This window comes from Gordonia sp. GONU (assembly GCF_024733855.1).
In the GTDB taxonomy this organism is placed as follows: domain Bacteria; phylum Actinomycetota; class Actinomycetes; order Mycobacteriales; family Mycobacteriaceae; genus Gordonia; species Gordonia amicalis.
The window spans coordinates 20,553-41,665 of sequence record NZ_JANRHB010000017.1 but is presented as its reverse complement, the minus strand read 5'-3'; the positions used below and the strand labels follow the sequence as shown (position 1 = coordinate 41,665).

At 68.2% G+C, this 21,113-nt stretch carries 20 protein-coding genes; 7 read left to right on the top strand and 13 right to left on the bottom strand.

The window, feature by feature from the left end:
• Positions 1 to 139 precede the first annotated feature (139 nt).
• Positions 140 to 2,062 (top strand): dynamin family protein, encoded by a 1,923-nt coding sequence (locus tag NWF34_RS15870; RefSeq protein ID WP_024498956.1) that lies wholly within the window; start codon positions 140 to 142, stop codon positions 2,060 to 2,062.
• Positions 2,062 to 3,606, top strand: a complete 1,545-nt coding sequence (locus NWF34_RS15865) for a dynamin family protein (RefSeq protein ID WP_024498955.1) — start codon at positions 2,062 to 2,064, stop codon at positions 3,604 to 3,606. Before NWF34_RS15870 ends, NWF34_RS15865 begins: the two co-directional genes overlap by 1 nt.
• Here NWF34_RS15865 and NWF34_RS15860 read toward each other — a convergent pair.
• From NWF34_RS15860 to NWF34_RS15840, 5 genes are all read right to left on the bottom strand, one after another.
• Complete coding sequence (locus NWF34_RS15860; protein ID WP_238064115.1) at positions 3,575 to 4,111, bottom strand: hypothetical protein; 537 nt, start codon at positions 4,109 to 4,111, stop codon at positions 3,575 to 3,577. The two genes, NWF34_RS15865 and NWF34_RS15860, sit on opposite strands and share 32 nt — an antisense overlap.
• Positions 4,112 to 4,215: 104 nt before the next feature.
• Positions 4,216 to 4,641: a DUF779 domain-containing protein gene (locus tag NWF34_RS15855; protein ID WP_024498953.1), complete on the bottom strand. Its 426-nt coding sequence runs from the start codon at positions 4,639 to 4,641 to the stop codon at positions 4,216 to 4,218.
• A gap of 335 nt (positions 4,642 to 4,976) precedes the next feature.
• Positions 4,977 to 6,500: an aldehyde dehydrogenase family protein gene (locus NWF34_RS15850; RefSeq protein WP_006438484.1), complete on the bottom strand. Its 1,524-nt coding sequence runs from the start codon at positions 6,498 to 6,500 to the stop codon at positions 4,977 to 4,979.
• Positions 6,501 to 6,664: 164 nt separating this feature from the next.
• Positions 6,665 to 7,972: a GAF domain-containing protein gene (locus NWF34_RS15845; protein ID WP_258325479.1), complete on the bottom strand. Its 1,308-nt coding sequence runs from the start codon at positions 7,970 to 7,972 to the stop codon at positions 6,665 to 6,667.
• Positions 7,973 to 8,072: 100 nt separating this feature from the next.
• A complete protein-coding gene (locus NWF34_RS15840) occupies positions 8,073 to 8,909 on the bottom strand; it encodes an AraC family transcriptional regulator (RefSeq protein WP_243828565.1) in 837 nt (278 codons plus the stop codon).
• A 37-nt stretch (positions 8,910 to 8,946) separates the two neighbouring features.
• On the opposite strand from NWF34_RS15840, the gene NWF34_RS15835 reads away from it, so the two are divergent.
• Positions 8,947 to 9,507 (top strand): maleylpyruvate isomerase family mycothiol-dependent enzyme, encoded by a 561-nt coding sequence (locus tag NWF34_RS15835; RefSeq protein ID WP_258325478.1) that lies wholly within the window; start codon positions 8,947 to 8,949, stop codon positions 9,505 to 9,507.
• Positions 9,508 to 9,620: 113 nt separating this feature from the next.
• Here NWF34_RS15835 and NWF34_RS15830 read toward each other — a convergent pair whose 3' ends face one another.
• Positions 9,621 to 10,097, bottom strand: a complete 477-nt coding sequence (locus tag NWF34_RS15830) for a hypothetical protein (protein WP_258325477.1) — start codon at positions 10,095 to 10,097, stop codon at positions 9,621 to 9,623.
• Between the two features lie 213 nt (positions 10,098 to 10,310).
• A complete protein-coding gene (locus NWF34_RS15825; RefSeq protein ID WP_024498947.1) occupies positions 10,311 to 10,565 on the bottom strand; it encodes a hypothetical protein in 255 nt (84 codons plus the stop codon).
• Between the two features lie 95 nt (positions 10,566 to 10,660).
• Between NWF34_RS15825 and NWF34_RS15820 the strand changes: the two genes are divergently transcribed.
• Complete coding sequence (locus NWF34_RS15820) at positions 10,661 to 11,068, top strand: YccF domain-containing protein (RefSeq protein WP_024498946.1); 408 nt, start codon at positions 10,661 to 10,663, stop codon at positions 11,066 to 11,068.
• A 176-nt stretch (positions 11,069 to 11,244) separates the two neighbouring features.
• Positions 11,245 to 12,096 (top strand): anti-sigma factor, encoded by an 852-nt coding sequence (locus tag NWF34_RS15815; RefSeq protein WP_258325476.1) that lies wholly within the window; start codon positions 11,245 to 11,247, stop codon positions 12,094 to 12,096.
• A gap of 3 nt (positions 12,097 to 12,099) precedes the next feature.
• Here NWF34_RS15815 and NWF34_RS15810 read toward each other — a convergent pair whose 3' ends face one another.
• From NWF34_RS15810 to NWF34_RS15800, 3 genes are all read right to left on the bottom strand, one after another.
• Positions 12,100 to 13,617 carry an ATP-dependent DNA ligase gene (locus NWF34_RS15810; protein ID WP_258325475.1) on the bottom strand — a complete coding sequence of 506 codons (1,518 nt, stop codon included), beginning with the start codon at positions 13,615 to 13,617 and terminating at the stop codon, positions 12,100 to 12,102.
• Positions 13,618 to 13,679: 62 nt separating this feature from the next.
• Positions 13,680 to 15,047 (bottom strand): MFS transporter, encoded by a 1,368-nt coding sequence (locus tag NWF34_RS15805; RefSeq protein ID WP_258325474.1) that lies wholly within the window; start codon positions 15,045 to 15,047, stop codon positions 13,680 to 13,682.
• A gap of 60 nt (positions 15,048 to 15,107) precedes the next feature.
• Positions 15,108 to 16,886: a SulP family inorganic anion transporter gene (locus NWF34_RS15800; protein ID WP_258325473.1), complete on the bottom strand. Its 1,779-nt coding sequence runs from the start codon at positions 16,884 to 16,886 to the stop codon at positions 15,108 to 15,110.
• 111 nt (positions 16,887 to 16,997) lie between these two features.
• Between NWF34_RS15800 and NWF34_RS15795 the strand changes: the two genes are divergently transcribed.
• Entirely contained in the window at positions 16,998 to 17,540 is a 543-nt protein-coding gene (locus NWF34_RS15795; RefSeq protein ID WP_258325472.1) for a hypothetical protein, read from the top strand.
• Between the two features lie 65 nt (positions 17,541 to 17,605).
• On the opposite strand, the gene NWF34_RS15790 is transcribed toward NWF34_RS15795, so the two are convergent.
• Both NWF34_RS15790 and NWF34_RS15785 read right to left on the bottom strand, forming a co-directional pair.
• Positions 17,606 to 18,235, bottom strand: coding sequence for an MBL fold metallo-hydrolase (locus NWF34_RS15790; RefSeq protein ID WP_258325471.1), 630 nt, complete (start codon positions 18,233 to 18,235; stop codon positions 17,606 to 17,608).
• On the bottom strand, positions 18,235 to 19,323 hold the full coding sequence (locus NWF34_RS15785; RefSeq protein WP_024498939.1) for an S-(hydroxymethyl)mycothiol dehydrogenase: 1,089 nt from the start codon (positions 19,321 to 19,323) through the stop codon (positions 18,235 to 18,237). The genes NWF34_RS15790 and NWF34_RS15785 overlap by 1 nt, the downstream gene beginning before the upstream one ends.
• Positions 19,324 to 19,592: 269 nt before the next feature.
• Here NWF34_RS15785 and NWF34_RS15780 point away from each other — a divergent pair, with 269 nt between their 5' ends.
• Entirely contained in the window at positions 19,593 to 19,868 is a 276-nt protein-coding gene (locus NWF34_RS15780) for a Rho termination factor N-terminal domain-containing protein (protein WP_006438464.1), read from the top strand.
• Positions 19,869 to 20,218: 350 nt separating this feature from the next.
• Here the strand turns inward: NWF34_RS15780 and NWF34_RS15775 are convergent, their stop codons facing one another.
• Positions 20,219 to 21,100, bottom strand: a complete 882-nt coding sequence (locus NWF34_RS15775) for a DUF5995 family protein (RefSeq protein WP_258325470.1) — start codon at positions 21,098 to 21,100, stop codon at positions 20,219 to 20,221.
• Positions 21,101 to 21,113: the final 13 nt, after the last annotated feature.

Here is a 21,113-nt window from a genome sequence, read left to right as displayed (position 1 = left end):
AACGCCCCGGCGCCGCCCGACGACCAGCATCTCGCTGGACGCGTGCGGCGCCGGGGCCGACCCCGTCTCCGGGTAGCGCACCCGGACACGTCCCCAATGCCGACCGCGTGCGCCGACTCAGAACTACCGTGAGGACACCATGACAAGTTCACCCGCCGAATTCCCGCCCGCCGGACGGCCGGACGACGTCGCGCAGGTCCCCGCGGCCACCACCCAGGCGACGCCGTCGACCATCGGCGATCTGCTGGCCACCATGTCGGAGGTGGCCCGCGAGGCCGGGCGAAACGACCTCGTCACCCGCCTCGACGGCGCACGGACCCGCATCTCCGACCCCCGCCTGCGGATCGTCGTGGTGGGGCAGCTCAAACAGGGCAAGAGTCACTTCGTCAATGCGCTGCTCGACCTCGACGTGTGCTCGGTGGGCGACGACGAGACGACCGCGGTGCCGACCGTGATCTCGCATGCCCCGCAACCGACGGCCCACCTCGTCGTCGACGGTCCGTCTGACGACGATCGCGTTCCGGTCCCGATGGACGCGATCGGTGCCATCACCCCCGACTCCCCGCTCGCCGGCGGCCGCGAGGTGTTGCGGCTGGAGATCGGTGCCCCCGGTCCGCTGCTGGCGGACGGTCTCGTCCTCGTCGACACACCCGGCGTCGGCGGCCACGGACACCCTTATGCCGCAGCCACATTGGGCATGGTGGCAGCCGCCGACGCAGTCCTGGTGCTGTCGGACGCCAGCCAGGAGTTCACCGCGCCGGAGATGTCCTTCCTCCAGCAGGTGATCGGCCTGTGCCCGACCGTCGCGTGCCTGATCACGAAGACCGACCTGTATCCGCACTGGCGGGCCGTCGCCGATGCCGATCGCGCGCATCTGCGGACCGCCGGCATCGACATCCCCGTACTGCCGGTCTCGTCGGTGCTGCGCTCGCACGCGCTGCGCCTGGGCGACGAAGAACTCAACGCCGAAGCCGGCTTCCTCGATCTCTACCGCTACCTGCGCGACCGCGTGGTGGCGACCGCGCAGCAAGCGGCCCGCGGGGCGGTCGCCACCGATCTCCGGGTGGTCAGTGAACATCTCGCCCTCACCCTGGGCAGCGAACTGGCCGCACTCCGCGATCCGGACACCGCGAACAAGGCCGTCCGGGCGCTGCAGGAGGCCAAGGCCGACGCCGAGGCGATGCGCCGGAAATCGGCACAGTGGCAGCAGACATTGGCCGACGGGGTCGCCGACCTCGCCGCCGACATCGACCACGACCTGCGCGATCGGCTGCGCGCGGTCACCCGCGAAGCCGAACGCGCCATCGACGAGGGCGATCCGGGCGTCGACTGGGAGCAGCTCAGCGAGTGGCTGGCCGACCAGACGGCAGCGGTGATCGGCGACAACTTCGTCTGGGCTCACGAGCGGTCGGTCTGGCTGGCCGAACGGGTCGCCGACCATTTCGCCGCCGCCGGGCAGAGTTCCCTCCCCGACATCGACGTCGCCGACCTGACCGGCGTGCTCGACTCGGTGGCCGAACTCGCCGAACTCGACAGCGGCAAGGTCGGCGTGACGCAGAAACTGCTGATCGGGATGCGGGGGTCCTACGGCGGCGTGCTGATGTTCGGGCTCATCTCGACGATGGTCGGGATGGCGTTGATCAACCCGGTCTCGGTGGGCGCCGGACTCCTGTTGGGCACCAAGGCATACCGTGACGACAAGCAGGCCAAGGTGCTCGAGCGGCGCGCCAAGGCGAAGGTGGCGGTGCGGGCCTTCACCGACGACGTCAGCTTCCAGGTCGGCAAGGAGTCCCGTGACCGGTTGCGCGTCATCCAGCGCGTGCTGCGCGACCATTTCAGCTCCGTCGCGGAGCAGACCGCCCGTTCCATCTCCGAATCCCTCAGTGCCGCACAGTCAGCGGCGACGTCCACCGAGTCCGAGCGGGCCCGTCGAGCTGCCGAACTCGAGTCCCGGCTGACCGCGGTCGCCGCCCTCCGCAAGGCCGCAGATCACTTCGATCCGGATCATCTCGACCCGGCGCAGCCGAAGGCCGGTCGCCACGCGTCAGGGCAGTCTCGCTGATGGCCGGGATCGATCGTGCGCGTGCCTTTCTCGACGCCGCCCGCGGCGCCCTGGCCGACGACCCCCGCGCGCATGCCGAGCTCGACCTCTGCGAACACCGAATGTATCAGCCGGTCCGGGTCGCCCTGGCGGGATCGCTGAAGGCCGGCAAGTCCACGTTGCTCAATGCACTTGTCGGACAGGACATCGCACCGACCGATGCCACCGAGTGCACGCGCGTCGTCACCTGGTACCGCAGCGGCCGGTCGCCGTCGGTGACCGCGCACATCGACGACGGTCGGACCGTCGGAATCCCGGTGACCCGCATCGACGGGCGCCTGGGCTTCGACTTCGGACGGCTCACCGCCGACCGCGTGGACCATCTCGACGTCGAATGGCCCGCCCGCGCGCTGCAATCCACGACGATCGTGGACACGCCGGGCACCGCGTCGTTGTCGACGGAGTTGTCCGACTCCACGATTCGCCTCCTCGCGCCCCGAGGCGAGTCAGGGAGCGATGAGGCCCGGGGACGGTCCGGCGTCGACGCCGTCGTCTATCTGCTGCGCTCCCTCACCGCCACGGACACGGCCATGCTGCGGCGCATCGGCACCGCGATCGGCGGATCGTCGGGTCCGCTGGGGGTGGTCGGCGTCGTATCCCGCGCCGACGAACTGGGCGCCGGACGGATGGATGCGATGATCTCCGCCCAGCAGATCGCGGGACGCTTCGCCGGGGAACTCGAACGGACCGGCCTCTGCCAGGCGGTGGTCCCCGTCGCCGGGCTGCTCGCACTGGCTGCACGGACGCTCCGCGAGGTCGAGTTCCGCGCACTCGCCCAGCTCGCCTCGACGCCCGGGGCCGAGCTCGAGGCGGCTCTTTTGACGATGGACCGTTTCGCCCGGCCCGACATCCTGCCCGACATCCCCGCCGATCTCCGACGGTCGCTGGCCGAGCGTTTCGGTGTCTTCGGCATCCGGCTGGCGGTCACCCTCATCCGCTTCGGCGCGACGTCGTCGACCGAGCTGGCCGCGGAACTCGTCGAACGCAGCGGCTTGTCGGAGTTGAGCGCCATCATCGACACTCAGTTCGCCCAGCGCGCCGACGAGCTCAAATCCCATTCGGCGCTGGTGACCCTCGATCACCTGCTGGCCGCGTCCGCCTCGCCGCGGGCGGCGCAGCTACGGGCGTCGGTCCGCCGGGAGCTCGCCGACGTACACGGCTTCCGGGAACTGCGGCTGCTCAGCACCATTCGCGTCGGCGGTCTCGACCTGCCCCCGGAACAGATCGCCGACCTCACCCGCCTCATCGGCGGCTCGGGGATCGATCCCGCGACGCGCCTGGGTCAGCCCACCGGGACCGATGTACCGGACCTTCGTGCGTCGGCGATCCAGGCCGCTCGCACCTGGCGGTCCCTCGCCGGCCACCCACTGATCGCCCCGGACGTCGCGTCCGCATGCCAGGTGGCCGTCCGCAGCGCCGAGGGCATCGTCGCGCGACTCGACGAGCAGCGGTCGCCCTTTGGGACAGGGGATTTCAGCGTAGGAACGCACTCACCGCTCGGGTGAACGCGGCCCCGGTGACGATCAGCGCGATCACCGCCGCGGCCGCCGGCGCCCACAGCACCGGCGTGGGCAACCCGGCGTCGCCGAGGCCTTCTGACGACGGACCGACGGTGAGGTGAAAGCCCACCGCGCCGGCCGTCGCGACCAGCGCGCCGAACGCCAGGAGCGTCCGACCCGATCGTCGGCCGCTCCAGAGCCGCACCGCGCCGGTCACGCCGAGCACCACGACGAGCAGGGCGACACCCGCGCCCACCAGCAACGAGACGTCGACGGCGCGTCCGGCGGCGGTGCCGCTCTCGGGATGTTCGCGGATCAGGTCGGCGGCCAGTACCGCGCGGATGTCGTCGAGCGACGCCGCGATCACCAGCACGGTGACGATCATCAGCGCGACGGTGACGATCCACCCCAGGACGACCCAGCGCACGGTCCCGGGGCGTTCGGTCGTCTGCCGGGGGCGCATGGGCGTGACGGCAACCCGCGGACGAGGTGGCGGTGTATCGCCGGGCATCGACATCCTTCGATGGTAGGCGGTCGACGACATCTTCCCGGCGAACCGAGAGTGCGTCGTGAGTATCGGATTTCGACACTCACGACGCACTCTGCGAAAGTCACTCAGTCGCCGACTGTGGCACCCGTCAACGGCGGTGACGCCGCGAGGAGTTCGTTCTCCTCTTCGGTGAACGCCCGCGCACGCGAGAGGAAACGCACGCCTTCGGGCGCTTCCAGACTGAACCCGGCGCCACGACCCTTCACGACGTCGAGGATGAGCTGCGTGTGCTTCCACAACTCGAACTGGTCACCGTTGATCCAGACCCGCACGGCCGGAATGGGTTCGGGGAGTTCGATCTCGCCGACCAACACATCGCGCTGGCCGACCCGGTACTCCCCCACCGGATAACACATCGGGGCCGAGCCGTCACAGCACCCACCGGACTGGTGGATCATGAGTCCGCCGTGCAACTCCGACAACTTGGTCAAGAGCTGCACGGCGGCGTCTGTGGCGACCACCCGATCAGGAGCACTCTGTTCGGTGGTCATTCTCAATCACCTTTCCCGCTCCCTGAGGAGCGAGCTTGCGAGCGTCTCGAAGGGTTGGCGAGTCCTTTCGATACGCCCTCCGCAAGCTCCGGGCTACTCAAGGAGCAGAACCAGCGAGCTTGCGAGCGTCCCCCGCTCCCTGAGGAGCGAGCTTGCGAGCGTCCCCCGCTCCCTGAGGAGCGAGCTTGCGAGCGTCTCCCGCTCCCTGAGGAGCGAGCTTGCGAGCGTCCCCCGCCCCCTGAGGAGCGAGCTTGCGAGCGTCTCGAAGGGTTGGCGAGTCCTTTCGATACGCCCTCCGCAAGCTCCGGGCTACTCAAGGAGCAGGAAGGTCCAGATCAGAAGAAGCCCTTCGCGTTCTGCGCGTAGCCGACCAGGAGGTTCTTGGTCTGCTGGTAGTGCTCGAGCATCATCAGGTGGTTCTCGCGACCGATGCCGGACTGCTTGTAGCCGCCGAAGGCCGCGTGTGCCGGGTAGTCGTGGTAGGTGTTGGTCCACACGCGACCGGCCTGGATCTCGCGACCGGCCCGATATGCGGTCGCACCGTCACGGCTCCACACGCCGGCGCCCAGGCCGTACAGGGTGTCGTTGGCGATGTGCATGGCGTCGGCGAAATCCTTGAAGGTGGTGACCGCGAGGACCGGGCCGAAGATCTCCTCCTGGAAGATGCGCATCTTGTTGTTGCCCTGGAAGACGGTCGGCTTGATGTAGTAGCCGTCGGACAGGTCGCCGCCGAGATCCGCGGCCTCGCCGCCGGTGAGCACTTGGGCGCCCTCGTCCCGGCCGATGGCGAGGTACGAGGAGATCTTCTCGAACTGGTCGTTCGACGCCTGGGCACCCATCATGGTGTCGGTGTCGAGCGGGTTGCCCTGCTTGATCTTCGAGACGCGGTCGACGGCCTTGGCGATGAACTCGTCGTAGATGTCCTGCTGGATCAGCGCGCGGCTCGGGCAGGTGCACACCTCGCCCTGGTTGAGTGCGAACATCGAGAAGCCTTCGAGCGCACGGTCGAGGAAGCTGTCGTCGGAGGACATGACGTCGTTGAAGAAGATGTTCGGGCTCTTGCCGCCGAGCTCGAGGGTGACCGGGATCAGGTTCTCCGACGCGTACTGCATGATGAGGCGGCCGGTGGTGGTCTCACCGGTGAAGGCGATCTTGCGGATGCGGTTGCTCGACGCGAGCGGCTTGCCGGCCTCGACGCCGAATCCGTTGACCACGTTGAGAACACCCGCGGGCAGCAGATCGCTGATGAGACTCACCAGGTAGAGGATCGATGCCGGGGTCTGCTCGGCGGGCTTGAGCACCACCGCGTTGCCTGCGGCGAGAGCCGGCGCGAGCTTCCAGACCGCCATGAGGATCGGGAAGTTCCACGGGATGATCTGGCCGACGACGCCGAGCGGCTCGTGGAAGTGGTAGGCGACGGTGTCCTCGTCGATCTCGGAGATCGAACCCTGCTGGGCGCGCAACGCACCGGCGAAGTAACGGAAGTGGTCGATGGCCAGCGGGATGTCGGCGGCGAGGGTCTCGCGGACGGCCTTGCCGTTGTCCCAGGTCTCGGCGACCGCGAGCTTCTCGAGGTTCTCCTCCATGCGGTCGGCGATGCGCAACAGGGCGAGGGAACGCTCGGCGACGGGGGTCTTGCCCCAGGCCGGCGCCGCCTTGTGCGCGGCGTCGAGGGCGAGGTCGATGTCCTCGGCGGTCGAACGGGCGACCTCGCAGAACGTCTTGCCGTCCACCGGCGAGGGGTTCTCGAAGTACTGACCCTTGACGGGCGGGGTCCACTGGCCGCCGATCCAGTTGTCGTAGCGCGACTCGTAGCTCATCACCGAGCCATCGGCACCGGGCTTTGCGAAGACGGTCATGGTCACTCCTTGCGTGTCGGCCTCTTCTCGAGGGCGGCTGGAACGTGTCACATGGGACACCCCGGGTATCCGATGTGATCTGCTGCACACGCTAGGTGCGGGCTGGTTGCACAAGGGTTGCAACGTGCGCAACGTGCGTTGACCAGGCCAGACGCCAACCGGAGTCAGAGTCCGTAGCGCTTGTCGAGCAGCCTGATGCGACCTCCGACGACAGCGCGGTCGGGGTGCCCGACGGGGAGTCGGTGCTCGAGCCGGCGCCAGGCGGCGAGGTCGTCTCGACCGTGAACGGAGGAGGTCCACTTGCGCAGCGCGGCGACGTCGCCGCCGGCGATCAGCCGTGAACGCAGATCCTCGCGCAGTTCTTCGAAGATCTCGACGATGCCGGGCGCCGTCGACTCGACCAGCAGACCGCCGCGGCCGAGATCGTCGACCACCGTCGGCAGGTCGGTCCCGCTTTCGATGCGCGCCCGGATGTCGGAGATGTCGGAGGAGATGTCGAGGGTGAGGCGGTACGGGCGGCTCGCGACGACGTCGGCACCGAGATCGCGCCGCAGACGGGAGATCTCGGCCCGCACACTGACCGGGTCGAGCCCCTCCTCGGCGAGCTTCAGCGCGAGTTGCTCGGTGTTGAGACCTTCGGGAAAGGCTTGCAGCAGAACGAGAATCTCGGCATGACGTGGGGACACGGTGCGCGCACTCGCCCCGTCGGCGGTGCGACGCCAGCGATGCGGGCCGTCACCGAGCACCGCGAGGTGGGCGGCGCTCAACCGCGGGAGTCCCGCGTGGAAGGTCGCCGGATCGGCGAGATCCACGGCACTCGACTGCAGTTCCCGCTCCACGGCGGCGACCACCGAACGCACTGCGGCGAGCGCGAACGGTGCCGCGACCTCGCGTCCGCCGGTCACGTCGATCACGCCGATGACGTGCCCGGTGAACGGGTCGTGCACCGGAGCCGCGGCGCAACTCCATTCCTGGACCGGGCCGGCGAAGTGTTCGGGACCGACGATCTGCACACCCCGATCAACGGCCAGGGCGAGACCGGGAGCGTTGGTCCCGACGGCCTCTTCGCTCCAGACGGAGCCCTCGACGAAGTTGATGTCGCCGGCCTTGTCGCGGGCCGCGGAGTCACCCTCGACCCACAGCAGCCGCCCGACCTGGTCGGTCAGGGCCACGACGACGCCGGTGTCGGCGATCGCGTCGACCATCAGCGACTGCACCAGTGGCCGGACCGCGGTGATGGGGTGTGCCGCCCGGTATTCGGCGAACTCGTCGGCGGTCATCACCGGCACCGATTCGCCGGTCGGCAGTCCGTCGGCCGGGTTGACGTCGCTGGGATCGATGCCGCGGCTCAGGGAACGGGCCCAGGAATCACGGACGATGGAGCGCACCGCATCCGACGGCGGCGTGACGCCGGAGAGGAATTCCTCATACGCGCGGCGGATGCGTGTCGCCACCGCAGCCGCGTCAGTCATGCGCCCTCCGTCGCTCGCCATATGTCGACGATTCTGCCTGGCAAACTGTGATCCCGGCAACAATCGGGGTGTGTCGGCGTCTAGAGACTACTCGGCCTGGTCAGGCGAACCGCGAGGAGAACTCCCGCGGCGTCATTCCGGTGACGGCTTTGAAGTCGCGGACGAAATGGGCCTCGTCGGCGTAGGAGAGCTCGGCGGCGAGCGTGGCGAGGGTCTCCTCGGGTTCGCGAAGACGTTCCGCCGCTTCCTGCAGGCGACGACGCTGGATGAGCCATTTGGGTGTCAGACCCAACCGGCGGCGGGTGAGTCGTTGCAGGCTCCGTTCGGTCATGTGGAACCGCTCGCAGATCTGCGCGACCGCGACCACCGTCGAATCGTTCTCGACCCAGTCGACGATCGCGTTGACGACACGACCGTCCTCGTCCATCGGGAGGTATCCCCGCAACCAGTCCTCGACGACGTCGGTCGCGGCGCGCTGGGTGTCCTCGTCCTCCGGCGCGCGTTCCATCACCGCACGCACCGACCGTGCCAGACCGTCGCCGGACTCGCCGAAGACCACCGACAGTTCATCGAACCGGTCTGTCCACTGCGCGACGTCCCCGACGAGCAATCCGCCGGCACCGGGGGTGAACATCACCCCGACCGCCCAGCCGTCGCCGGTCAGCACGGTCTCCGACAGGCCGGTGACCACTCCGTAGAACCGGGCATAGGTCTTGCTGATGACGAGCAGGCACACCGGGTACTGCAGCACGCGCTGCGGCGCCTCGGCCCCGGGCGGGACCGACCAGACCGGCACCCAGAACCGTCGCATCATCTCGTCGAGGTCCGGACTCGGACCCCACCGGCCGATGCGGCGACGGCCCGCGTCCGCAGGATCGACGAGGTGAGCGCGTTCGACGTCGTCGAGGCGCGTCGATCCCGAGTTGTCGGGTTTCATCAATCACCGTCCCCTGTCCTGGCGCTTGACTGTCATCATGACCACCACCACTGACAATTCACCACTGCTGAACCGCTACAACTCCTACGCCGACGGCTTCGGCGAGGTCCTCGCGACCGTGCCGGCGGAGGCCTGGTCCAACCCCTCGCCGTGTGACGGGTGGACGGCCCGCGACGTCGTGGCGCACGTCGTCGACAGCCAGCGGGACTTCTTCGCCGGACACGACGTCGACCTCGGTCCCACCCCGCCGTTCGACGATCCCGCGGCGGCCTGGCAGACCCATCGGGACGCCGTCGCCTCCCGCCTCGCCGATCCGGCCATCGCCGACCGTGCCTTCGACGGCCATTTCGGTCCGACCACCATCGGGGAAACGATGATCCGCTTCTACGGTTTCGACATGATCGCCCATCGGTGGGATGTCGCCACGGCCGCCGGCCTCGATCATCGTTTCACCGACGACCAGCTCACCGAGATGGAGACCGCCGCCGACGGCTTCGGGGACGCGCTCTACTCCGAAGGGGTCTGCGAACGCCTCGAGGTGCCCGCCGGCGCCGATCGCCAGACCACCCTGCTCGCCAGGTTGGGTAGGCGCGCCTGACTCAGCGACCCGCCGGCCGAACCGATCCACCCCCCGCCGGCTGAGCCGGTTCCGAGCGCAGCGAGGCACCGCGTCGAAGCCCCCACCAGCACGTCAGCCGACGGCATTCGGCCTCACCCGGTTTCGTGCGAACGAATCCCGAGCACACGCGCGGCCGCGAACGTGACGGTGAGGAACACCAGGACCACGGACACCACCACGAGCCACGTCGAGGTGGTGGTGGAGAACCCCAGAAGCCATGCGCTACCCATACCGGCCAAGGTCGCGACCACCGCGCCGACGGGCAGCACGATAGCCGTGGTCCTGGCGGTGGCTCGCGCTGCGGGATCACCTCCCGCGCGCAGGACCCAGAACACCGCAGCCACTGCCAGACCGTAGGCAACGGCACCACTCACCGCATACAGCACCATCGGCGTCATCCCGCCGGGCAAGTCGGCTGCGTTGTACGCCGGTGCCAAAGCCGGAAGAACTCCCACCGCACAACCTCCAAGGCCCGCAACGGCGGTGACACCCAGGCGGCGTCGTTCGTCGATCCGTGCGCCGGCGATACCGAGGACCACGCCGGTCAGCAACCCCACCACGGCGCCCACGGCCGCGACGACGAGGTATCGGCCGGGTTCCGAGACAGTGACGGGCCCTCCGGCAGGTGAGGAGATCGCGTAGAACTCACCGAAGCCCGGCCCCGAAGAGTCCTTCGAACAATGCGGCCGTCAGCATCGCGATCACACTTCCCGCGAGCATCAACCACAGACAGAGTCGACCCATGCACGCATCCTGCCGCACACGGGTCCGCAGGGGCGAACCTACGGAATCCAGCCGTTGTGGCGGGGATACCGGACCCGCAGATGGCCATAGAGATAGGTGCTCAGCAGGAGCGCGGCACCGGCGCCGATCGCCGGCCAGAGGAAGGCGTTGTCGAGGGAGCCGCGGACGGCCGCGACCGCCCAGCCGATCACGAACACAACCAGGGCGATCGTCGCGAGGATGCGGATGACGAGGACCAGCGTGGCGACCAACGCCCACACCGCTTCACGTGTCCGAACCGACCGCGCTCCCATGACGTCCCATCGTAATGTGACCCGTCCGTCAGGGCGCGGGTCGGCGTCGTCACGCTGTTGACCCCACTGCGCGCCGACGCGTACACAATGGACTGATGAAGACCATCCTCAACGTCATCTGGCTGCTGTTGTGCGGCCTGTGGATGGCGATCGGCTACGTCGTCGCCGGAATCATCTGCTGCATCCTGATCATCACCATCCCATTCGGCATCGCGTCGTTCCGGATGGCCAACTACGCACTCTGGCCGTTCGGCCGCACCGTCGTCCGCAAACCCACCGCCGGCGCGGGTTCGATGATCGGCAACATCATCTGGATCATCGTCGCCGGACTGTGGCTCGCCCTGGGCCATATCGCCACCGGCCTCGCCCTCTGCATCACCATCATCGGCATCCCGCTCGGCATCGCGAGCTTCAAGATGGTGCCGATCTCGCTGCTCCCGCTGGGCGCCGAGATCGTCCCCACCGACCAGCCGATGCCCGGCGGGGTCCCCGCCCGCATGTGAGGGTGCCCGACCCATCCGAGTGGGTCGTCGAGTCCGAAGAAGAGGCATGAGCCTCGCCCGGACCACTATGAGCGTCGAGGCTCTGCGTCCGCGGCTGCGGGCGGACATCTGCCGCCCAGCGGAAGGACAGCAGCAGAAGGTGAACGCGGTACGAGACCGAGGGCAGGGGGTGGGTGATGACTGATCATCTCGATCCCGAGGAAGCCGAATTGCTCGAGTTGGCGCCGGTCGTCGGGCTGAACGCACTGTCCTCCGATGAGTTGCGCGACATCGAGGCGCGGGTTGCCTCCGCTCCCGGGGACTTTCGCGAGCTGTTCGCCAAGCAGGTCCGGGCCACCAGGGAGGCCATGGCCGCGATCAGCGCGGCCACTGCGACTCCGCCCCCACCGTCCCTGCGCGATCGGGTACTCGCTGCCGCGCGGGCCGAGGCGGGACTCGAGGAACCGTCGGCCCGCGTGCCCGGCCCGTCCGTCGAGATCGTGGAGAAGCCCGGGGTCGGCGCGCCGGAGTCGGCGCCATCTGTGCCCGTCGAACCGCTCGCGGACCTCGACGCCCGACGCCCCAACCGGTCACGTCGCTTCACCTACCTCACCGCCGCCGCCGTGGCCGCGATCGCGGTCGGCGCGCTCGGTTGGGCCATCGGACTGTCGAACTCGGACGAACCCGCTACTACCCCACCCGTCGCCTCACCGGCCGAGCAGGTGTTCTCGGCCGGCGACCTGCGGTCCACGAGTGCTCCGGTCGCCACCGGGAGCGCCACCATCTACCTGGCCCAGTCCGCCGATACCGCTGTGCTGGTGATGAATTCGGTGCCGCCACCGAAGCCGGGCACGGTGTACCAGATGTGGCTCGTGGGTCCCGGCGGGACACGTTCGGCCGGCACCATGACCGACGCGGACGTCGAACCGGTCACCACCGCGGTCCTGTCCGGGATCAACACGGCCGACGCCCTGGCGTTCACCGTCGAACCGCCCGGGGGTTCGACGCAACCGACCAGCGCTCCGGTGGCCCAGCTGTCGTTGAGCTGACCGTTACTTGAGCAGCGCCCGGATCGCGTCGATGCTGTCGGCGAGGTCGGGGTTCTTGTCGGGCCGGTACCGCACGACGCGCGCGAAGCGGAGTGCAACACCACCGGGGTAGCGCGAACTGCGTTGCGCACCATCGAGTTCGATCTCGACGACGATCTCCGGGCGCAGGTAGACGGTGTGAGCGTCTCGATGCGTGGCGTGCTTCGGGAACTCCTCGGTCTGCCATCGGAGGATCTCGTCGGTGAGACCCTTGAACGTCTTGCCCACCATGACGAGTTCGCCGGTCTCGGGGTCACGGGCGCCGAGATGTAAATTCGACAGCCAGCCGGTCCGGCGGCCCGAACCCCACTCGGCACCGAGCACGACGAGATCGAAGGTGTGCGTGGGTTTGACCTTCTGCCAGGCCTTTCCGCGACGGCCGGCCACATAGAGTCCGTCGAGGGACTTGACCATCACGCCCTCGTGGCCGTCGGCCATCGCGGCGTCGAAGTGGCGCTGGGCCTCCTCGGCGGTCGGACGTGTCACCGCCGGAATCCGCAGCTGCGGGGCGATCGAGTCGATCGCGGCGAGACGTTCGGACAGCGGGCGGTCGATGAGGTCGACGCCGTCGAGGTGCAGGCAGTCGAAGAAGAACGGCTTGAGCAGCCGTTCGGGCTCGCCGGCCGCGGTGGGCCCGGAACCGAACCGGCTCATCGTGTCCTGGAACGACCGCGGCCGTCCGTCGTCGCTGAGCATGAGGGTCTCGCCGTCGAGGATGACCGAGTCGCAGGGCAGTCCGGCGATGACCTCGACGAGGTCGGGGACGTTGTCGGTGACGTCGCGGAGTGTGCGGGTGTACACCGAGACGTCGGCGCCCTTGCGGTGCACCTGGATTCGCGCGCCGTCGAGCTTGTAGTCGACGATGAGGTCGGGGCCGAGAAGGTCCAGGGCGGCGTCGAGGTTGTCGGCGGGAGTCGCGAGCATCGGTTCGACGGCGCGGCCGACCTCGAGTCCCACTCCCGCCAGCGCCTCGGCGCCGAAGCGAGCGAGCGCCGCGGTCTCCGGCAACGATCCGGTGAGCATGTGCGCACGACGCACCGCGGTCAGCGGTTCACCGGTGACCTTCGCGATCGCGTCGGTCATGACCCCGGCCAGCGCGCCCTGCCGCAACTCGCCGGTCAGCAAGGCGACCAGGAACTTCTGCTCCGGTTCGGTGGCGGCGCCGAACATCGCGCTGAGGATCTCGGCGCGGCGGCTCGTCGAACCCGGTCCGCTCGCCGAAGCGAGTTCGCCGAATGCGGCGTCGACCTCGGCGACCTCGAGGGACGGCTCCCCGGCCGGTTCGGACACGAGCTTCGACAGTGATCGCCAGCCGACACCCAACCTGCCCTGCGGTATCTCGCCGGACAGCCAGGCGACCACGATGGGGAGCTCGGCATCGGTGGCGGTGCCCAGCAACCCGGCCAGCACCTCGGTCTTGCGGGTGCGTGAGCGGTCGCGCGCGACATCGGAGGACGTCTGAACCACGTCGATCAATCTCACGCCACCGACGGTACGCCGCGGGTCGGACACGGCCGGCACCTCGCGGCAGCCGGTGCCGGACCTCAGACCTCGGTCAGGTCGACCGTCTTGGTCTCCCGGACGCTGAAGAGGGCGATCAGCGTCGTGCAGGCGGCGACGGCGAGATACACACCGACCCAGCCCACACCGAAGTCGGCAACGATCCACGTCGCGATGAACGGCGCGACCGCGGCGCCGATGATCGAGGCCACGTTGTAGGAGATCCCCGAACCCGTGTAGCGGACGTTGGTCGGGAACAGTTCCGGCAGGATCGCGCTCATCGGCCCGAACGTCAGACCCATCAGGGTCATGCCGAGGATCAGGAAGAACAGCATCGTGCCGTCGGTCATCGACGACGGGTCGAGGATCAGCTCGAAGCAGAGTCCGAACACGATGATCGCCGCCGTGACCACGAGGAGGAAGGCGCGACGGCCGAACAGGTCGGCGAGACGACCCGAGATCGGCACGCACGCAGCGAAGAACAGCACGGCGATGAGTTGCAGCTCGAGGAAGTCGGCGTAGCCGATCGACAGCTTCACACCCGACGCGTCGGTGACCTTGCCGGTGCCGTAGGAGATGATCCAGGTGGTCACGATGTAGAAGAGCGTGTACGTCGCGACCATGATGAAGGTGCCCGCGACGAGCTCCCGCCAGTTGGACTTCACCACCTCGGCGAGCGGCGCCTTGACCTTCTTGCCCTCTTCCACCGCCTTGGCGAACACCGGTGTCTCGGTGAGCTTCAGGCGCACGTACAGGCCGACGGCGACCATGATCGCGCTGGCGAGGAACGGGATTCGCCATCCCCATGTCATGAACGCGTGGTCGGAGGCGGAGGTCTTGGCGTCGAAGTCGAGGCCGTAGATCAACAGCAGGAAGGTGCCGTTGGCGAAGAGGAACCCGATCGGCGCGCCCAGTTGCGGCCACATGGCGGCCCAGGCCCGCTTGCCCTTCTCGGCGGTCTCGGTCGCGAGAAGCGCTGCGCCAGACCATTCCCCGCCGAGACCGAGACCCTGGCAGAAGCGCATCAGCGCCAGCAGGGCCGGGGCCAGATAGCCTACCGAGTCGTAGGTGGGCAGCAGGCCGATGACGAAGGTCGCGACACCCATCGTGAGCAATGACCCGACCAGCGTCGCCTTGCGGCCGACCCGGTCACCGAAGTGGCCGAACAGGACCGAGCCGATGGGCCGCGCCACGAAGGCAAGTCCGAAGGTCGCGAACGACGACAACAACGCCGCGGTCTCGTCACCGGACGGGAAGAACAGCACCGGGAACACCAGCACCGCGGCGGTGGCATAGATGTAGAAGTCGAAGAACTCGATGCTCGTACCGACCATCGACGCGATGACGATGCGACTCCGGGGTACCGGTGGTTGTTCGGGGTGGTCGATGTTGCGGACGGCGGACTCGCTCATTCGTGGGAGGTTACGCCTGCGAACCACGTCACGTCGGCGAGTGGTGGGCCGGTGAGGCACTCACCCGTTGTCCGTCTCGGCGGTGTCATCCTCGGCCTTCTCGCCGCCCATGAGCCCCTCGGGCGTCGCCGGAGGCGGCTCCTGTGACTCGCCTGTGGGATAGGCGGCCTCGAACGCCCGGACTGCCGCGCCGACGGTCGGAAAGACATGCGCCGGGTCGAAGTCCTCGAGGAGTCCCTGCGCACGCAACATGCCCTCGAGTTCGGGATCGACGCCGGCGAGAACGAAATGGGCGTCCCGCGAATGCACGAACGCGACGAGGTCGTCGAGCACACCGGTTGCCGAGTAGTCGACATACGAGATCACCGTGCAGTCGAGGACCAGCCAGCGCACCGGATCGGGGGCGGACTCGACGAGCGCCACGACGTCGTCGGCGAATCGATTGACGTTCGCGTAGAACAGATCTGCGTCGTAGCGGAACACGATGAGGCCCGGCATGGACTGCTGGCCGCCCCGAGCGGGCCGATATTCTCGCGCACGTCCGTGATCGGACACCCCGACGACGAACCTCTCCGGTCGGTATTGCCGGCGGATGATCTCCAGCAACGACACCACCATCGCGGCCAGAATCCCGTTCTGCACCCCGAACACCACGACGACGACCGCGGTGAGCACCGCGATCCCGAACTCGATCCGGCGGATCCGCCACATCCGACGGAACGAGTGCACGTCGATGAGGTCGATCGCGACCAGGAACACGATCGCGGCGAGCACGGCATGCGGCAGGTGGGCCAGCGCCGGGCCGAGGAAGGCGACCGCGGCCAGTGCCGTCGCGGCCATGGTCAGGTTGGCGACCTGGGTGCGGCCGCGTTGCTCCTCGAGGAACTGGGTCTTGGTGGGGCTTCCGTTCACCACGAACGTAGAGTTCAGTCCCGCAACGATGTTGGCCGCCGCCAGGCCGACCATGTCGCGGTTCACGTCGGTGGTCTCGCCGTGCTTGTGCGCGAGTCCTCGTGCCGTGCCCGCGCTCTGGGCCAGGATCACCACCGCGCAGCCGAACGCGACGGTCGCCGCCTTGGGCACGGCATCCCATCCCAACCCGGTGGGCAGACCGAAATGCGGCATGTCGCCGCGCAGGGTTCCGACGACCGGCAGGTCGTCGTCCCAGCCGAACACCGCGACCAGCACGATGGATGCCACCACCAGGACGAATGCCGCGGGTGATCGAGGGAGAACCCGCCGCGCCACCAGCAGCACGCCCAGCGACGCGGCCGCGAACGCCGTCGATGCCCAGTCGATCGAGCCCAGACGGTCGACGATCGCGGCGCACCGCTCCCACACCCAGCCCTCGGCTCGCGGCAGGCCGACCATTCCGGGAACCTGCCCGACGATGACCGTGAGGCCGGTCCCGGCGAGGAAGCCCACCAGAACCGCGGTGGAGAGGAAGTCGGCGAGAAATCCCAGTCTCAGCAGCCGCGCAAGCGCCAGGAACACCCCCGTGACCAGGGCGATCAGCGATGCCCAAGCCAACCACTCGGGCGAATCGGGTTCCACCCCGACGACGCCGATACCGGCGATACCCGACGCCAGCAGTGCCGCGGTTGCGGAGTCCGCGCCCACGACGAGAAGCCGCGAGGCCCCCAGCAACGCAAAGGCGACCGCCGGCAGGATGATGGTGTACAACCCAGCCGACACCGGCACATGCGCAATCGAGCTGTACCCCATGCATTCTGGGATCGCGACGGCCGCGAGGGTCACTCCGGCCACGACGTCGGCACGCAGCCACGCGAGCCGGTAACCGCGCAGCGCGGGCGGGACCAGCGCATGGAGCGCGATCATGACGTAGACCGTACCCCGCCGACTCGGCCTTCCCACCGCACTTGTCCCGGTTCGTGGCGCCGGTTTCTGGGTACCCGGTGCCGACCATGCTTTCCGTCTGAGGAGGACACCGTGGACACCGCCCTGTGGATCATCATCGCCGTGATCGTCGTGATCATCCTGCTAGTCGCACTGCTGTTCTTCCTACGGAAGCGCAGAGATCTCCGGCGCACGAAGGCCCAGCGCATCCGCGAGAACGCGGCCGGCGACATGTCGGAGTTGCGCCGGCGGGAGGCCACCGCGCAAGAGGCGCAGGCGCACGCGCGCAAGGTCCAGGCCGAGGCCGATGCCAAGGCCGCCGAGGCCCGACGACTCAATGAACAGGCTCGCGCCCACGAAGGCCACGCCGCCGAGAAGCGGGACGAAGTACAGAGCACGCTCGCCCACGCCGACAAACTCGATCCCGACGTCCGGGCCGAGGCCGAACGCCGCGACGATCGTCCCCTGGACACCCCCGGCCACAAACACGAACTGGGTGACAGCCGCCCAGGCGGCAACCAACCGGGCGGCAACCAACCGGCTGGCAACCAACCGGGCGGCAACCGGCTGGGCGAGCACCTACCCGGCGGGAACCCGACGAGGAACCCGCAGCAACCCCCTCGCGACGTCCCGTGAAAAAACCCGGCGCGGGCGCCTGACAGGCGGTCCGCGCCGGGTCTCTCCGGTCGATTCCTCGCGGCTCAGCTGCCGCGCTTGATCCACTCCTCGAGATGGGGTGCCTCGGCGGCGATCGTCGTGCCGTCGCCGTGACCGGTGTAGACCTTGGTCTCGGGGTCGAGGGTGAAGATCTTCTCCGTGATCGAGGCGATGATCGTCGGGAAGCTCGAGTACGAGCGTCCGGTCGCTCCCGGTCCGCCCTGGAACAGGGTGTCACCGGAGAACAGCACGCCCGCCTCGGGCAGGTGGATCACCGACGAACCCGGCGAGTGGCCGGGTGTGTTGATGATCGTCAGCTCGGTACCGGCGATGCTGATCTTCTGGCCGTCCTCGAGATCCTGATGCGACACCCCGGGGTGGGTGTCGTTCCAGAGCATGTCGTCTCCGGGGTGCAGGAGGATCGGCGCACCCGTGGCCTCCGACAGCTCCGGCGCAACGGTGACGTGATCGTTGTGACCGTGGGTCAGCACGATCGCCTTCACCGTGCGGTCGCCGACACCTTCGAGGATCGGGGCCGCCGAGTGCGCGGCGTCGATGATGATGACCTCGTCGTCGTTGCCGACGAGCCACACGTTGTTGTCGACATCCCACGTGCCGCCGTCGAGGCTGAAGGTGCCCGAGGTGACGACGTTGTCGATACGCAGCCCGGCCATCAGAGTTCCACCACCGAACGCAGGACCTTGCCGGCCTCCATCGCCGAGAACGCGGCCTCGACGTCGTCGATGCCGATGCGTTCGGTGACGAACTTGTCGAGCGGCAGACGGCCCTGCTCGTAGAGGTCGATGAGCATCGGGAAGTCGCGCTCGGGCAGGCAGTCGCCGTACCACGACGACTTCAGTGCGCCACCGCGCGAGAAGAAGTCGACCAGCGGCATCTCCAGGGTCATCTCCGGCGTCGGCACACCGACCAGGACGACGACGCCGGCGAGATCGCGCGCGTAGAAGGCCTGCTTGTAGGTCTCCGGGCGGCCGACCGCGTCGATGACGACGTCGGCGCCGTTGCCGTCGGTCAGGTCCTGGACCGCGGTGACCACGTCGTCGACCTTGCTGCCGTCGATGGTGTGGGTCGCGCCGAGGTCCTTGGCCCACTCGAGCTTCGACGGATCGCGGTCGATCGCGATGATCGTCGTCGCACCGGCCAGCTTGGCGCCGGCGATCGCGGCGTCACCGACACCGCCGCAACCGATGACGGCGACCGAGTCGCCGCGGCCCACGTTGCCGGTGTTCATGGCGGCGCCGATACCGGCCATGACTCCACAGCCGAGGAGACCGGCGACAGCCGGGTCGGTGTCGGGATTGACCTTGGTGCACTGCAATTCGTGGATGAGGGTCTTCTCGGCGAAGGCGCCGATGCCCAGCGCCGGGGTCAGCTCGGTGCCGTCGGTCAGAGTCATCGGGACGCTGGCGTTGAAGGTGTCGAAGCAGTACCACGGACGGCCGCGCTTACACGCGCGACACTGACCGCAGACCGCACGCCAGTTCAGGACGACGAAGTCGCCGACCTCGACATGGGTGACATCCGAGCCGACCGACTCGACGACACCGGCGGCTTCGTGACCGAGCAGGAAGGGGTACTCGTCGTTGATGCCGCCCTCGCGGTAGGCGAGGTCGGTGTGGCAGACACCGCAGGCCTTGATCGACACGACGACATCGCGCGCACCCGGGTCCGGGATCACGATGTCGACGACCTCGGTCGGCGCCTTCTTGCTGCGCGAGATGACTCCCTTGACTGTCTGAGACATGCGTTGGTTCCTTCCGCAACTGCGTTGTCAGCGTTTCTTGCTCGGCTGTGCTCCCGGTCGCGACGACGTGATTCGCCCTCACCGGACACATCGCCACAACCTTATCGGTACGCGTATCGACCGTCCACTCATGGTCAACATCGTTCACCAGTAGTGGTCAACGACGGAACCGCTCGACGGAACCCGGTCGGGCCGCCAGGTTTGGTTGTATCCGTCGTCGGGCACGCCACATGGGAGAACCATTCGTGTCGACCACGAGGAGGCAGACGATGGCTGAGAAGAAACGTGACCCGGGACCATCGGTCAAGGACGACGAGCTCTACGAGAAGCTGCGCGACGAGGGAAACTCGAAGGAGAAGTCCGCGCGGATCGCCAACGCCGCGGCCAACAGTTCCCGGTCGGACGTGGGCCACAGCGGCGGCAAATCCGGTTCCTATGAGGACTGGACCGTCGACGAGCTCAAGAAGCGCGCGAAGGAACTCGACATCAGCGGGTATTCCGATCTGAAGAAGGACGAGCTGGTCGAGAAGCTGCGCAACCACTGAGACCGCAGCTCGAGGAGCAGCCCGAACAGCACCGAAGCCGCCGGCCCAGAAGGGTCGGCGGCTTCGGCGTGTTGATGGACGATGCCGGTCAGTGCGCCTCTCGGCGAGTGGCCGCTCGAAGCGGCAAATGGGGTGAGGCCCGGGGCATGAATCCGTCACCGTCGAGGTCTTCAACTGCGACCGTCCCGGATCTATTCCGGGGCCGCGCACACTTGCGTGATACTCGCTTCGACACGGTGGCTCGCTGGCGCTCGCTACCGGCTCAACGAGCAGAAACAACGCGGTGGCTCGCTCGCGCTCGCTACCGGCTCAACGAGCACACGACGCCGTGGCTCAACGAGCGGAAGCAGTCAGCGGATGAGCCCGGCGTCCTGGAAGGCGGTCAGCGCGGTCTCGCCGGTGTTCCACAGTCCACGGACGTCACCACGAGCCCCCGCGACCATGTTCCGGTCCTGCAGCGCGAGCCCGTTACGGAAGGTCAGCACGTTGTAGCCGACATCCGCCGCCCGCAGCATCGGACCGGTTGCGCGGCCGGCACCGGCGACCCGGTCGAGCCCCTCCCCCAGCACGTAGAAGCGAAGGACCGGCCCGAGGTCGACCCCATACTCGCGGTTCGTCGACGTCACGATCGAATTACCGTGCGCAGCAATGGAGTCGACGATGAAGAAGAAGTCACGGGCGTTGGTCGTCGTCGCCCGGGAGTCGGCGGTCGCATAGGCCAGGTCGACGGTGATGTGTGCGTTGTAGCCGGCCATCGCGACTCGTTGACCCGGGACGCGGCAGTCGGCGGCCATGTCGAAGTAATGCCGCCACTGTGCAGGAACCGGACGCCCGCTGAACTCCTCGCGCACTGCGTCGAGGAAGCGGTTGAGGAGTTCGAGGCTGATCACCGGTGCCCAGCCCGGGGTCTGGAAGACTTGCGGCCGGTTCTGCAACGGCATCACCGCGTCGCGTTCGACCGACGCCAGCCCGAGCGCGAACAATCCGCGACGGTCGTCGTTCTCGGTGAGGATGTCGACGATTCCGTAGAGCCGCTCGACGTTTCGTCGAAGCTGGACCAGCGGGAGCTCCCGCGACCCGGCGTCGTACGAGCTCAGCTCGACGATGCGGGCACGGTCGGCAGAGGTGAGCGTCGATCCGCAGACCGTCGTCGGCGCAGCGTCGGCGGGTGCCGCCACGAGAAGGGCCGAGGTCAGTCCGAGGCTCAGCAGGATCGCCGAAAACAGTCGCATGAAGCCGAGGGAT

Coding starts and splice junctions, on each gene's coding strand:
- NWF34_RS15835 (WP_258325478.1), top strand. CDS start 8,947: ATGACCACCACCACTGACAATTCACCACTGCTGAACCGCTACAACTCC.
- NWF34_RS15800 (WP_258325473.1), bottom strand. CDS start 16,886: ATGATCGCGCTCCATGCGCTGGTCCCGCCCGCGCTGCGCGGTTACCGG.
- NWF34_RS15860 (WP_238064115.1), bottom strand. CDS start 4,111: ATGCCCGGCGATACACCGCCACCTCGTCCGCGGGTTGCCGTCACGCCC.
- NWF34_RS15820 (WP_024498946.1), top strand. CDS start 10,661: ATGAAGACCATCCTCAACGTCATCTGGCTGCTGTTGTGCGGCCTGTGG.
- NWF34_RS15850 (WP_006438484.1), bottom strand. CDS start 6,500: ATGACCGTCTTCGCAAAGCCCGGTGCCGATGGCTCGGTGATGAGCTAC.
- NWF34_RS15780 (WP_006438464.1), top strand. CDS start 19,593: ATGGCTGAGAAGAAACGTGACCCGGGACCATCGGTCAAGGACGACGAG.
- NWF34_RS15785 (WP_024498939.1), bottom strand. CDS start 19,323: ATGTCTCAGACAGTCAAGGGAGTCATCTCGCGCAGCAAGAAGGCGCCG.
- NWF34_RS15825 (WP_024498947.1), bottom strand. CDS start 10,565: ATGGGAGCGCGGTCGGTTCGGACACGTGAAGCGGTGTGGGCGTTGGTC.
- NWF34_RS15815 (WP_258325476.1), top strand. CDS start 11,245: ATGACTGATCATCTCGATCCCGAGGAAGCCGAATTGCTCGAGTTGGCG.
- NWF34_RS15790 (WP_258325471.1), bottom strand. CDS start 18,235: ATGGCCGGGCTGCGTATCGACAACGTCGTCACCTCGGGCACCTTCAGC.
- NWF34_RS15775 (WP_258325470.1), bottom strand. CDS start 21,100: ATGCGACTGTTTTCGGCGATCCTGCTGAGCCTCGGACTGACCTCGGCC.
- NWF34_RS15845 (WP_258325479.1), bottom strand. CDS start 7,972: ATGACTGACGCGGCTGCGGTGGCGACACGCATCCGCCGCGCGTATGAG.
- NWF34_RS15865 (WP_024498955.1), top strand. CDS start 2,062: ATGGCCGGGATCGATCGTGCGCGTGCCTTTCTCGACGCCGCCCGCGGC.
- NWF34_RS15870 (WP_024498956.1), top strand. CDS start 140: ATGACAAGTTCACCCGCCGAATTCCCGCCCGCCGGACGGCCGGACGAC.
- NWF34_RS15840 (WP_243828565.1), bottom strand. CDS start 8,909: ATGAAACCCGACAACTCGGGATCGACGCGCCTCGACGACGTCGAACGC.
- NWF34_RS15855 (WP_024498953.1), bottom strand. CDS start 4,641: ATGACCACCGAACAGAGTGCTCCTGATCGGGTGGTCGCCACAGACGCC.
- NWF34_RS15805 (WP_258325474.1), bottom strand. CDS start 15,047: ATGAGCGAGTCCGCCGTCCGCAACATCGACCACCCCGAACAACCACCG.